The sequence below is a fragment of the Bradyrhizobium sp. TM233 genome, assembly GCF_036247965.1.
GTDB lineage: Bacteria > Pseudomonadota > Alphaproteobacteria > Rhizobiales > Xanthobacteraceae > Bradyrhizobium > Bradyrhizobium ottawaense.
The window spans coordinates 14,864-27,443 of sequence record NZ_BTIG01000012.1; the positions used below are offsets into that span (position 1 = coordinate 14,864).

Here is a 12,580-nt window from a genome sequence, read left to right on the forward strand (position 1 = left end):
CGCCGAAGGTTCAACGCGTCCGCATGGCGCCGCGAAACGCGGATGCCCGGGCCTTCGCTTCGCCAAAGCGGCTTCGGCCTCGTCCCGCGCGGGGCCGCGCCGCAACACAACAGATCGGACCCTACTGGACGAGATCGGCGACGGTGGTTGCGGCCTTCAGGCCGGTGCCGGTGAGGACGGCGACCGTGGTGTCGGTCGCCTTGACGGCGCCGGTGGCGGAGAGCTTTTCAAGCGCCGCCGCCGCGCTGGCGCTGGTCGGCTCGGCGAACAGGCCCTGCCGCGCAAGACGGCGCAGCGCGGCGACGATCTCCTCCTCGGTGAGCGCGACGGTGCCGCCGCCGCTTTCGCGCAAGGCGGCGATGATCTCGCGCAGGCGCAGCGGATTCTTGATCGCGGTGCCCTCGGCGATGGTCTTGTTCACCTCGCGCGCGACGGGCGTATCGACGCCGGCCTGAAAACTCGCATCGATCGGCGAGCAGTTTTGCGGCTGCGCCGCGAACAGCCGCGGCAGTTTTGCGATCTGGCCGGCTTTCATGAGCTCGCGGAAGCCGAAGGCGCATCCGAGCAGAGAGCTGCCGGCGCCGACGGGAACGATGACGTTGTCGGGCGCGCGAAAACCGAGATCTTCCCAGATCTCATAGGCGAGCGATTTGGTGCCTTCGAGGAAGAACGGCTGCCAGTTATGGCTGGCATAGAAGGTCTGGCTCGACTGGCGGATGGCCTCGGCCTCGGACTCCTCGCGCGGGCCTTCGACGAGCTGCACCGTCGCGCCATAAGCCCGCACCTGCGCGATCTTGGCCGGCGAGGTCGAGGCCGGCGCCAAGATCTTCACGCGCATGCCGCCGGCGGCCCCCAACCCCGCCATCGACGAGCCGCCATTGCCGGAAGAGTCTTCCAGAATCGAGTTGACGCCGATCTGGCGCAGGAACGACAGCATCACCGCCGAGCCGCGATCCTTGAAACTGCCGGTCGGGTTGAACCATTCGAGCTTGAACAACGGCCGCAACTCGCCCCAGTCCTGCTGCACCAGCGGCGTGCAGCCTTCACCGAGCGTGATCGGAGTCTTGATCTCGACCGGCAGCGCCGCCCGGTAGCGCCAGAGCGAGCGCGTGCGGGGCTCGATGTCCTCGCGCGAGATCCCCGCCCCCGGCGTCACCAGAAGCGGCGTGCGCTCGTCCGAGCACCAGCGCGGCTGGTCGAGCGGATAGAGCTGTCCGTTGCGAGGATCGATGTAGCTGGCGGGCATGGGGGTCTCCGGGGCGGGCAGCCGATCCAGTCGATATGTCTGAATATGCGGGTTTAATCCAGTCGCCCGTTCGGAGGCGGAGGGGCCGCCCGCCCCTTCAAAAATTCAAATGATTACATAGATATAGGAAGCATTCCGGCGTGGTCCGCCGATCGGGACGGGCGCGGGAACGGCCTCTGGGTCGCCCCGCACGATTAACTTGTCTGTCGTCGCCGGCCGCTACAATATGTTGGATTGCGTCGCCGGTGTTCCGCGTCGGCAACGCAACCGAGCCAGGCCCGTCCAAGCGGCGGGCCGTTGGCTTTTTGGGAGTTTGGTCATGAGCCGCGCGAACCGTACCGACCACATCCGCCTGACCTCCCATCCGGAGCCGGGCCGGAAGGCCGCCTTCCCGATCCACTGGGGCGCAGCCGATGCGCGCGGCCGCGGACCGATCATCGGCACGGTGTCGCGCGCCGGGGATCGCAACGTGATCGGCAGCCATGGCGGGTCCTATGCGATGTATCGCGCACTCGCGGTGTCCGCCGGCGCGCTCGATCCGATCAGGCGCCCTGACCTCACCAACACCTTTCCAGCCGCGACCATCGGGCCGTTTCCGCAATGGAGCGATCCCACCAAGATCGTCGCGCTCGATCCCTGGGGGCATCTGGTCGCCGAGAATTTCGGCAAGGAGATCGCAGAAGGCTCCGACATCCGCCCGAGCATCGCCGTGACGCGGGCGCGGCTCGACCTGCCCGAGATCCGCGAGGCGCTCGCTGCGAAGCGGCTGCGTGCCGACGGCGAGGTCGTGCATGCCAATGGCAGCGTCTCCGTGGTGAAGATCGCGATCGATCCGGTCTGGTACCTGCCGGGCCTTGCGGCGCGCTTCGGCACCGGTGAGACCGAACTGCGGCGCACGCTGTTCGAGCAGACCGCCGGCATGTTCCCCGAGCTCGTCACGCGGCCGGACATGAAAGTGTTCCTGCCGCCGATCGGCGGCACCACGGTCTACATGTTCGGCGATGTGACGAAACTGCCGGACCATCGCACAAAGATCACCTGCCGCGTGCACGACGAGTGCAACGGCTCCGACGTGTTCGGCTCCGACATCTGCACCTGCCGGCCCTACCTGATCCACGGCATCGAGGAATCCGCACGCGGCGCGCAGGAGGGCGGGCTCGGGCTCGTCGTCTACAACCGGAAAGAGGGCCGCGCGCTCGGCGAGGTCACCAAATTCCTGGTCTACAACGCACGCAAGCGCCAGGAGGACGGCGATGCGGCCGCCGCCTATTTCGAGCGCACCGAATGCGTCGCCGGCGTCCAGGATGCGCGCTTCCAGCAATTGATGCCGGACACGATTCACTGGCTCGGTTTGAAGCGCATCGACCGCTTCCTGTCGATGAGCGACATGAAGCACGACGCGCTGACCTCGCAAGGCATCGACATCGTCGAGCGCGTGCCGATCCCGCTGGAGCTGATTCCGGCCGATGCCCATGTCGAGATCGCCGCGAAGAAAGCCGCCGGCTATTACTCGACCGACATCGCGCCGGAGAAAGACGTGAACGGCGTGGTCGGACGTTCGCTGGAAAAATACTGATCGCGATGGCGGAGACTTTGGAATTGCAGGCACGCTCGCTGCTCAGCGCAGATGCGGTGCGCGCGCGGGCCGGGCAGATGCTGGAGATCGGCCTTGCCGGCGGCTTGAGCCACTTCACGATCGACCTCGACCGGATGGACGGCGTCGCGGAGGCCGTGCTCGCGGTGACGCGCAAGGCCTATCCGACGCTGGAGATTCCGTTCCATGCGCGCTGGCGGCATTTTGTGCTTGGCGGCGTCGACCGCTGGGCGAGGCTTGCCGAGGCTGCTTCGTGGCCGGACCGCGCCGCGCGGGCGCGCGCGGAGTTCGACCTCGCCATCGTCAGCGTGCTGCTCGACGCCGGCGCGGGCGCGGCTTGGCGCTATCGTGACGCGGTGACGGGCGAAGCCATCGGCCGCTCCGAGGGGCTTGCGATTGCGAGCCTCGACATGTTCGCGAGCGGGCTCTTTTCCGGCGATGCGCGTGCGCCGTTCAGGGCCGATGCGGATGTGCTCGCACAGCTGCCCCTCGCCTCCTTCACCTCAGCGTTTCAGGTCAGCGATGCCAATCCTCTGCTCGGCCTCGAAGGGCGTGCGAATCTGCTGCGGCGCCTGGGCGAGCATGTTGCGAACCACGCCGAGGCTTTCGGTCTGCACGATACGCCGCGGCCCGGCGGCCTGTTCGACTACATCGCGGAACAGGCCGTGGGCGGCGCTATCGCAGCCCCCACCATCCTGTCCGCGGTGCTGAACCAGCTCGGCCCGATCTGGCCGTCGCGGCTGGCGCTCGCAAAAATTCCGCTTGGCGATTGCTGGCGGCATCCGGCGATCAAGGCCGATGATGCGACCGCCGGCCTCGTGCCGCTGCACAAGCTGTCGCAATGGCTGAGCTATTCGCTGATCGAACCGCTGCAGCGCGCCGGCCTCGATGTCACCGACATCGACGGCCTGACCGGGCTTGCCGAATACCGTAACGGCGGCCTGTTCGTCGATCACGAGGTGCTGCGCCTGCGCGATGCCGCGGACGCCGAGCGTGCGCATGCGGTGGATTCGCTGCTCGTCGTGGAATGGCGCGCGCTCACCGTCGCACTGCTCGACAAGCTGGCAGAACTGGTTCGCGCAAAACTCGGCCGCACGCCCGAAACCTTGCCGCTCGCCAGCATCCTGGAAGGCGGCAGCTGGGCCGCGGGCCGCGCCATTGCGTTCGCGCGCCGGCCCGACGGCTCGCCGCCGCTCAAGGTGATCAGCGACGGCACGGTTTTCTAGTCCATCCGCAAGTTGATCCATTGCGCAACGATGAATTTCAGGAGCATCCGATCATGGAAGGCGTCACGATCGTCGATCACCCGCTGGTGCAGCACAAGCTGACGCTGGTGCGGGACAAATCGATTTCGACAAAGTCGTTCCGCGAGCTGATCAAGGAGATCGGCATGCTGCTGTGCTATGAGGTGACGCGCGATTTGCCGCTCGCGGACACCGTCATCGAGACGCCGCTGGCGACGATGCACTCGGCCAAGATCGCCGGCAAGAAGCTGGTGTTCGTGCCGATGCTGCGCGCCGGCACCACCTTCGTCGACGGCATGATGGATCTGGTGCCGACCGCGCGCGTCGCCCATATCGGGCTCTACCGCGAGCCGCACAGCTTTGCGGCGGTCGAGTATTTCTTCAAATCGCCCTCCGACCTCGGCGAGCGCCTCGCGATCGTGGTGACCCCGGTGGTTGCCACCGCGAACACGACCGTCGCCGCCATCGACCGCCTGAAAGAGCGCGGTGCAAAGGACATCCGCCTCGCCTGCCTGATCGCCGCGCCGGAAGGGTTAGAACGGCTGCGCGGCTTGCATCCGGACGTGCCGATCTGGACCGCGGCGGTGGACGAAGGTCTCGACGAGAACGGCTTCATCCTGCCCGGCCTCGGCGACGCCGGCGACCGCGCCTACGGAACGCGGTAGATCAGACCTTCCCGCTGCCGCAAATCCCCTTCAGCGACTGCCATTCCTTGTCCGTCAGCAGCGGCGGGCCGGAGGCCGGGCGGTCTTCTTTGGTCATGCGCGCGAGGCGGTCCTCGGTGAGCGGGTGGCTGGCGAGGATCGACGTGAGCGTGGAGCCGCCTTCCTTGCCGGTGATGCGGAACATCAGCTCGGCCGCGGGCTTCGGCGAGCGGCCGAGCTTGTGCATGACCTCGATCGCGAACGTATCGGCGGCAGTCTCGGCCTCGCGCGAATAGGAGGCTTCGACCACGCTGCGCGAGGCAAAGATCACGGCGGATGAGCCGGTGACGTCGCCGAACAACAGGCCGATCAGGAACGAGGTGCCGCCGTTGTAGATCAGGCCGCGCATGTTGTCGTAATGCTTGAGATGGCCGAGCTCGTGGGCGAGGATGCCAGCGAGCTCGTCGGGGTTTTGCGCCTTGTCGAGCAAGCCTCTCAGCACGTAGACCTTGCCGCCGGGCAGCGCGAACGCGTTCGGCACCGCGGTCGGCAGCACGCCGGCCGTCATGGAATCGTCGTCGAGGCCGGCGGCATCGCGCAGGCGGTTGACCAGCTTGGTGAACGCGGCCTTGCCCGCGGGGTCTTCGCACACGCTGCGGCCGAAGATGGTCTTCACCTGGACTTCGGAGGCGTCGCCGATGCGCCGCTCGATCGGTTTCGGCACCAGCGGCGCAAGCCGGTCGGCGGCGAGCGGAACGCCGAACAAGACGACGCAGACGATGGAGACGGCAGCGGCCACCGACCAGCCGACGATTTTTGCGACGCCGCGGCGCGAGGTCCGGTGCTCGTCGAGATGGGTGCAGCGGACGGTCACGTCAGCGGCCAGCGCAGCGTCGCGGATCTCGAGCCGCGCCAGCGGCGGCGCCGTGGTGCAGGCAAGACGCAGGATTCCCGGCGGGCTGTCGGCGCGGCGGATGTCCGCATAAGCCCAGCGAACCGGCGTTCCGCCCTCCTCAAGGATTTCGAGCGCATCAGCGAAGGTCAGTATCACCTGCCGCCGGCGGCTCGACGTGCCGTCGAAGAAGATGGTCGGCTTGGCGGACTGCGCCGGCGCCTCGGCAAACACGTCAGTCACAGCTCAGAATCCCGCGACATCGAGCCCGTCGGCAAAACCTTCGCCGAGCGCACTGGCAAGCTGACCGCTGCCGCGCACATCCGCCGCGGCCGCGATGTCGTGCACCTCGACGGTCTCCAGCACCTTGGCCCAGAGATCACGCTGAAGATAGACCCGCATGACGATGTTGATCGCAAGCGCCAGAGCGAGATAGCCGATCACCATCATCACCACCATCGGGATGCTCCTGGCGGCATTGTCCGAGCCGAACACCTGATCGGCGGGAACGCCGCTCAGCTGGACAACCGCTAAGGCGCTGCCGCCGAGATAGGCGGAGAAAATCATCGAGAGCAGCGTCCACCAGCCGATCACCTTCCAGTACAGGCCGTAGAACGCGTCGTGCGGCAATCGCGATGACAGGCTGACGCCGCCGATGCGGATGCCGTCGAGCCACCAGCGCCACTCGCGCGCCCTGAATTCCGCATAGAAGAACGGGGCGAGCGGGAAGATCAGCAGCGCGATCGGGCTGAGCAGCCACAGCCACCAGGCGCGCTTGAAGAAGGTCCAGCCGTCGCCCTCGAAATCGCCGCGGAGATCGCCGTAATGGGTGTGCTGCATCTTGTAGCGTTCGAGCGCGGCCGCGCGCCAGGGCAGCGCCAGGCCGAGCGTGAGTAACACCAGCAAGCCCCACATCATGGCGCGGAACGAATAGGCCCAGCCCGAACCGTCCATCCAGAACCGCACGCCGCGCCAGACCGTGCGCGTCAGCCGATAACGTCGCGCGCGAAAGATCGCGAACTGGCCGAAGGCGTAGAAGCCGATGAACAGCGGTGTCGAGGCAAAGCCCTGCCAGCGCTCGAACTCGATGCCAACAAGGAAATAGGCGAGATAGATCGGCACCAGGATCGCGAGCGCGAACAGGAAGCCGACCAGGAGCTCCTTGGCACGGCCGGTATATTCGGCGGCATCACCGTCGATCGCGGTGTTCGCCCACAGATGACGGCGGATGTCGGTGACGAGCCAGAACCGGTAGAAGCCGAAGGTCACGAGCTCCAGCATGGCACCCTTGGTGACCATTTTCCGGAACTCGGAGCGGTCACCGCTGAAATCGACCCGCGTGGGCGGCAGCGGCGGCGGTAAGGGCTCGGAGCCGATCGGGGTCCATTGCATGTCGTTCACGGCGGCAACCTCGGGATGCGGTCTTGATCGGGTCAAACTATAGATCAGAGCTTGGTCGGTCCCCAAGATGGCGGGGTTCGATTTACCTCGATTCCAGTCGGTTTCTGGCACGATTTCACGACAAAGGGTGTGCGGCTGATCACGTTAATTGAGGTCCTGTCGCCGGATGGAGCTAGTGGGTCGGCGCAACGCGCCGCCCCATGGGCTCCATCCGGGCTACGCATCCACCCTCTCGCAAAGGTTGGATGTGACAAAACTCTCCCTTGCTCCGGCGCAGACAACCGGCTGTAATTGCAAATCAAATACCGCAGCGCAGAATTCAACGAGAACGCGCGGTACATGCCAGGGAGAACGGTCATGCATGGGACCATCGAGAGCGCGGCCAAGCTCGACGCCCTTCGCGAGCGCGCCACGACACTGCCGCTGGAGCAATTCGATCCGGGCGATCCGGAATTGTTCAGGACCGATACGTTCTGGCCGTATTTCGATCGGCTGCGCCGCGAAGATCCCGTGCACTACTGCAAGGACTCGATGTTCGGCCCGTACTGGTCGGTGACGCGCTACAACGACATCATGGAGATCGAGACCAACCATTCGGTGTTCTCCTCGGCCTCCTCCCTCGGCGGCATCACCATCCGCGACATCGATCCGGACCTGCGCCGCGAGAGCTTCATCTCCATGGACCCGCCGCGCCACGCCGCGCAGCGCAAGACCGTGGCGCCGATGTTCACGCCGACGCATCTGGACAATCTCGCCCTCAACATCCGCAAGCGCTCCGCCGAGTGCCTGGACAATCTGCCCCGCGGCGAGGTGTTCGACTGGGTCGACCGGGTCTCGATCGAGCTGACGACGCAGATGCTGGCGGTGCTGTTCGACTTTCCCTGGGAGGACCGCCGCAAGCTGACGCGCTGGTCCGACATCGCGACCACCATTCCCGGTCCCGACGGCCTCGTCGCCACCGAGGACGAGCGTCAGGCCGAGCTGACCGAATGCGCGGGCTATTTCGCGCGGCTGTGGAAGGAGCGCATCGCGCAGCCGCCGAAGAGCGACCTGCTCTCGATGATGGCGCATGGCGCCGCGACGCGTGACATGGACGCCAAGAACTTCCTCGGCAATCTCGTGCTTTTGATCGTCGGCGGCAATGACACCACGCGCAACACCATGTCGGGCTCGCTTCATGCGCTGAGCCAGCATCCGGAGCAGTATCGCAAGCTGCGCGAGAACCCCGCTTTGCTCGACAGCTTCGTTCCCGAAGTGATCCGCTGGCAGACGCCACTGGCGCATATGCGGCGCACCGCGCTCGCCGACTTCGAGTTCCGGGGCAAGGAGATCAAGAAAGGTGACAAGGTCGTGATGTGGTACGTCTCGGGCAACCGCGACGAAGAGGCGATCGAGAAGCCCTACGAATTCATCATTGACCGCGCCCGCCCGCGCACGCATCTGTCCTTCGGCTTCGGCATTCACCGCTGCGTGGGTTTGCGGCTTGCCGAACTCCAGCTCAAGATCATCTGGGAAGAGATCTTGAAGCGGTTCGATCATATCGACGTGGTCGGCGAACCCAAGCGGGTCTATTCGAGTTTCGTAAAGGGCCTGGAAGAGCTGCCGGTGAAGATTGCAGCGTGAGACGAAAAACCCTCCCTCTCCCCGTTCTTACGGGGAGAGGGTCGGGGTGAGGGGCTCTCTCCCCGAAGACGGCGACAGCCGAATCGCAGAGAGTCCCCCTCACCCGGGTCGCATCTAACGATGCGATCCGACCTCTCCCCGCAAGCGGGGCGAGGTGAAGGAAGAACCAACTGGAGCCACGACGATGAACATCCAAGCGCCGGTTAAAGTGGACAAGGCCGAACGCCTGCGCAGGGCCCGCGAGGAGGCCTATGCGACACCGTTGTCGCAATTCCACCCCGGCGCGCCCAGGCTGTTCCAGGACGACACGCTGTGGCCGTGGTTCGAGCGGCTGCGCAAGGAAGAGCCGGTGCATTACTGCACCAATGCGCCGATCGAGCCATACTGGTCGGTGGTGAAGTACAACGACATCATGCATGTCGACACCAATCACGGCCTGTTCTCGTCGGATTCGACGCTCGGCGGCATCTCGATCCGCGACGTGCCGGAAGGCTACGACTGGCCGAGCTTCATCGCGATGGACCAGCCCCGGCACTCGTCGCAGCGCAAGACCGTGTCGCCGATGTTCACACCAACGCATCTGGACGAGCTGGCAAAGCTGATCCGGCAGCGCTCGCAGACCGTGCTGGACAATCTGCCGCGCAACGAGACCTTCAACTTCGTCGAGCGCGTCTCGATCGAGCTGACGACGCAGATGCTGGCGACCCTGTTCGACTTCCCCTGGGAGGAGCGGCGCAAGCTGACGCGCTGGTCGGATGTTTCGACCGCGCTGCCCAAGAGCGGCATCGTCGCCTCCGCCGAAGAGCGCCGCCGCGAGATGGACGAGTGCTACGCCTACATGTCGAAGCTGTGGAACGAGCGCGTCAACTCCGCGCCGCGCAACGATCTGCTGTCGCTGATGGCCCACAACGACGCCACGCGGCACATGGACCCCGACAACCTCATGGGCAACATCATCCTGCTCATCGTCGGCGGCAACGACACCACGCGCAACACCATGACCGGCTCGGTGCTGGCGCTGAACGAGAACCCCGAGCAATACGACAAGCTCCGCGCCAATCCGGAGCTGATCGATTCCATGGTGCCCGAGGTGATCCGCTGGCAGACGCCGCTGGCGCATATGCGGCGCACCGCGTTGCAAGACACCGAGATCGGCGGCAAGCACATCAAGAAGGGCGACCGCGTCGTGATGTGGTACGTCTCCGGCAACCGCGACGAGGAGATGTTCGAGAAACCGAACGATTTCATCATCGACCGCCCGCGCCCGCGCACCCACCTCTCCTTCGGCTTCGGCATCCACCGCTGCGTCGGCATGCGCCTCGCCGAGCTGCAGCTGCGCATCGTCTGGGAAGAGATGCTGAAGCGCTTCGACCGCATCGCGGTGGTGGGAGAGCCGAAGCGGATCTATTCGAGCTTCATCAAGGGGTACGAGACGCTGCCGGTGAGGATTCCGGGGTAGGCGCACTTCCACTAAGTCTCTTGGGGCAAACCGCCTCATCAACCTCCGCTGTCATGCTCCGCGAAAGCGGGGCATCCAGTACGCTGCGGCTTCTCGGCTCCAGCCGCGCTGTTTCTGGAATACTGGATTGCCCGCTTTCGCGGGCAATGACAGCTGAGAATGACGCGAAGAGCTAGCCAGCTATAAAATTTCGGCATGACAGCTCGCGCCAGATGCGATGGCCAGGCGGCGCGCGGCTGTTCTACCAAACGGCATCTAACTCAATTTGATATCCCACACGCCTTCCTTGCGGCAGGCGGCGACTTCCTCGCGCAGAAGCGCCGTGACGGCGAGCGAAGCCGTCGAGACCGGGCGGTCGATCGGAGAAGCGAAAATGAGCTCGCGTGTCATCGGCTTGGAGACGACAGCGGTTTCCAGCCGCCCGTCCGCGACCTCGCCGTGGACCGACGACGGCGGCAGCAGCGCGAAGCCGAGCCCCTCCTCGACCAGGCTGGTCAGCACGCGGAACGAATCCGCCTCGAGCTGGACGTCGAGCTTGATCTTGCGCTGGGCGGCCGCGTGCTCGATCAGCGCGCGGAGGCCGTGCGAGTGAGAGGGCAGCACCAGCCGTTGCCGCAGCAGCCAGCCGATGTCGACGCTCTTCTTGCGCGCGAGGCCGCAGCCGCGCGGGCCGACCGCGACGATGTTGTCGCGCCCCAGGCTCTCCACGTTGAGATGCAGATCGGCCGAGCGGCCATAGAGGATGGCGAGATCCATCTCGCCGCGATGCAGCCATTCGACCAGATGGCCGCTGTAGCTCTCGACGATGCGCAGCGAAATGCCGGGAAATTTTTCGACGCAGCGCCGCGCAAAGCGCGCCGACAGCACGCAGCTCACGGTTGGAACCAGGCCGAGCACGACCTGGCCGGACGGAGGCCCCTGGGACGACTGGATGTCGTCGCGGATCTGGTCGATCTGCCGCACGATGCCGGAGGTACGCGCCAGCAAGAGGCGGCCCGCATCCGTCAGCACCATGCCGCGGCCGTTGCGGGTGAACAGCTCGGTGCGCAGCTCATGCTCCAGCAGCTTGATCTGCCTGGAGAGCGCCGGCTGCGCCACGCGCAGCGTGTCGGAGGCCTTGCTCAGACTGCCGAGCTCCGCCACGCAACTGAAGGTCCTGAGCTGCCGGAAATCCATGCTTGCCAATCCTGGAAGGCTACTCCATACGCTATAACAAATGAGCATAGGGGGCTGGCGTTGTTTTCACAACGCCTGAGGATCGGCCGGCGTTATCTTAACTGCCGCTAAGAACTGGAAACGCCATGAGTGAAGAACACCACACCGAAGATTACGCCGACATCCGCGAAGCCGTCGCAAAGCTCTGCGCGCAGTTCCCCGGCGAATATTGGCGCAAGCTCGATCGCGAGATGGCCTATCCCAAGGCGTTCGTCGACGCGCTGACAGCGGCCGGTTATCTCTCGGTGCTGATCCCCGAGGAATATGGCGGCGCGGGCCTGAAGCTGTCCGCGGCGGCTGCGATCCTGGAAGAGATCCAGCGCGCGGGCTGCAACGGCGGCGGCTGCCACGCCCAGATGTACACGATGGGCACCGTGCTGCGGCACGGCAACGCCGAGCAAAAGGCAAAATATCTGCCGAAGATCGCAAGCGGCGAGTTGCGCCTGCAGGCCTTCGGCGTCACCGAGCCGACCAGCGGCACCGATACCTCTTCGCTGAAGACCTTTGCGCGCAAGGACGGCAACGACAGCTACATCGTCAACGGCCAGAAGATCTGGACCAGCCGCGCCGAGCATTCCGACCTCATGGTGCTGCTGGCCCGCACCACGCCGAAGGAGCAGGCCAAGAAGCGTACGGATGGCCTATCGGTGTTCATCGTCGACATGCGCGAGGCCAAGAACAACGGCCTCGAGATCCGCCCGATCCGCACCATGATGAACCACGCCACCACCGAAGTGTTCTTTACCGACATGAAGGTGCCGGCGGAGAATTTGATCGGCGAGGAAGGCAAGGGCTTTCGCTACATCCTCTCCGGCATGAACGCCGAGCGTATCCTGATCGCGGCCGAATGCGTCGGCGACGCAAAGTGGTTCATCGCCAAGGCCACCAACTACGCCAAGGAGCGCAGTGTGTTCGGCCGGCCGATCGGCCAGAACCAGGGCATCCAGTTCCCGATCGCCAAGGCCTACGCATCGATGCGCGCGGCCGAATTGATGGTGAAGGAAGCGACGCGCAAATACGAAGCCGGGCTCGACTGCGGCGCGGAGGCCAACATGGCCAAGATGCTGGCGGCGGATGCGTCCTGGGAAGCGGCCAATGCCTGCATCCAGACCCATGGCGGCTTCGGCTTTGCCGAGGAATACGACGTCGAGCGCAAATTCCGCGAGACGCGGCTCTACCAGGTGGCGCCGATCTCGACCAACCTCGTGCTCTCCTTCGTCGCCGAGCACGTGCTCGGCATGCCGCGCTCGTACTGAGGCCGC

10 protein-coding genes are annotated in these 12,580 nt (G+C 65.3%); 6 read left to right on the plus strand and 4 right to left on the minus strand.

Annotated features, from left to right (window positions below; all coding sequences use genetic code 11):
• Positions 1–121: 121 nt before the first annotated feature.
• Positions 122–1,246: a threonine synthase gene (locus AABA86_RS23540; RefSeq protein ID WP_338308605.1), complete on the minus strand. Its 1,125-nt coding sequence runs from the start codon at positions 1,244–1,246 to the stop codon at positions 122–124.
• Positions 1,247–1,565: 319 nt separating this feature from the next.
• Between AABA86_RS23540 and AABA86_RS23545 the strand changes: the two genes are divergently transcribed.
• The 3 genes from AABA86_RS23545 to upp are packed head-to-tail and all read left to right on the plus strand — an operon-like array spanning position 1,566 to position 4,749.
• On the plus strand, positions 1,566–2,822 hold the full coding sequence (locus AABA86_RS23545; RefSeq protein ID WP_212253601.1) for a GTP cyclohydrolase II: 1,257 nt from the start codon (positions 1,566–1,568) through the stop codon (positions 2,820–2,822).
• 5 nt (positions 2,823–2,827) lie between these two features.
• Positions 2,828–4,066 carry a URC4/urg3 family protein gene (locus AABA86_RS23550; RefSeq protein ID WP_338308606.1) on the plus strand — a complete coding sequence of 413 codons (1,239 nt, stop codon included), beginning with the start codon at positions 2,828–2,830 and terminating at the stop codon, positions 4,064–4,066.
• A 53-nt stretch (positions 4,067–4,119) separates the two neighbouring features.
• On the plus strand, positions 4,120–4,749 hold the full coding sequence (gene upp / locus AABA86_RS23555; protein WP_212253598.1) for a uracil phosphoribosyltransferase: 630 nt from the start codon (positions 4,120–4,122) through the stop codon (positions 4,747–4,749).
• Position 4,750: 1 nt separating this feature from the next.
• Here upp and AABA86_RS23560 read toward each other — a convergent pair whose 3' ends face one another.
• Entirely contained in the window at positions 4,751–5,863 is a 1,113-nt protein-coding gene (locus tag AABA86_RS23560; protein WP_338308607.1) for a M48 family metallopeptidase, read from the minus strand.
• A gap of 3 nt (positions 5,864–5,866) precedes the next feature.
• Positions 5,867–7,021: a DUF898 family protein gene (locus AABA86_RS23565; RefSeq protein ID WP_338308608.1), complete on the minus strand. Its 1,155-nt coding sequence runs from the start codon at positions 7,019–7,021 to the stop codon at positions 5,867–5,869.
• A 357-nt stretch (positions 7,022–7,378) separates the two neighbouring features.
• On the opposite strand from AABA86_RS23565, the gene AABA86_RS23570 reads away from it, so the two are divergent.
• Both AABA86_RS23570 and AABA86_RS23575 read left to right on the plus strand, forming a co-directional pair.
• A complete protein-coding gene (locus AABA86_RS23570) occupies positions 7,379–8,644 on the plus strand; it encodes a cytochrome P450 (RefSeq protein WP_212253594.1) in 1,266 nt (421 codons plus the stop codon).
• 184 nt (positions 8,645–8,828) lie between these two features.
• Positions 8,829–10,103 carry a cytochrome P450 gene (locus AABA86_RS23575; protein WP_338308609.1) on the plus strand — a complete coding sequence of 425 codons (1,275 nt, stop codon included), beginning with the start codon at positions 8,829–8,831 and terminating at the stop codon, positions 10,101–10,103.
• Between the two features lie 255 nt (positions 10,104–10,358).
• On the opposite strand, the gene AABA86_RS23580 is transcribed toward AABA86_RS23575, so the two are convergent.
• The gene (locus AABA86_RS23580; protein ID WP_338308610.1) at positions 10,359–11,279 is read right to left on the minus strand and encodes a LysR substrate-binding domain-containing protein; all 921 of its coding nucleotides are present in this window, start codon (positions 11,277–11,279) and stop codon (positions 10,359–10,361) included.
• Between the two features lie 125 nt (positions 11,280–11,404).
• Here AABA86_RS23580 and AABA86_RS23585 point away from each other — a divergent pair, with 125 nt between their 5' ends.
• The gene (locus AABA86_RS23585; protein WP_018317224.1) at positions 11,405–12,574 is read left to right on the plus strand and encodes an acyl-CoA dehydrogenase family protein; all 1,170 of its coding nucleotides are present in this window, start codon (positions 11,405–11,407) and stop codon (positions 12,572–12,574) included.
• Positions 12,575–12,580 lie beyond the last annotated feature (6 nt).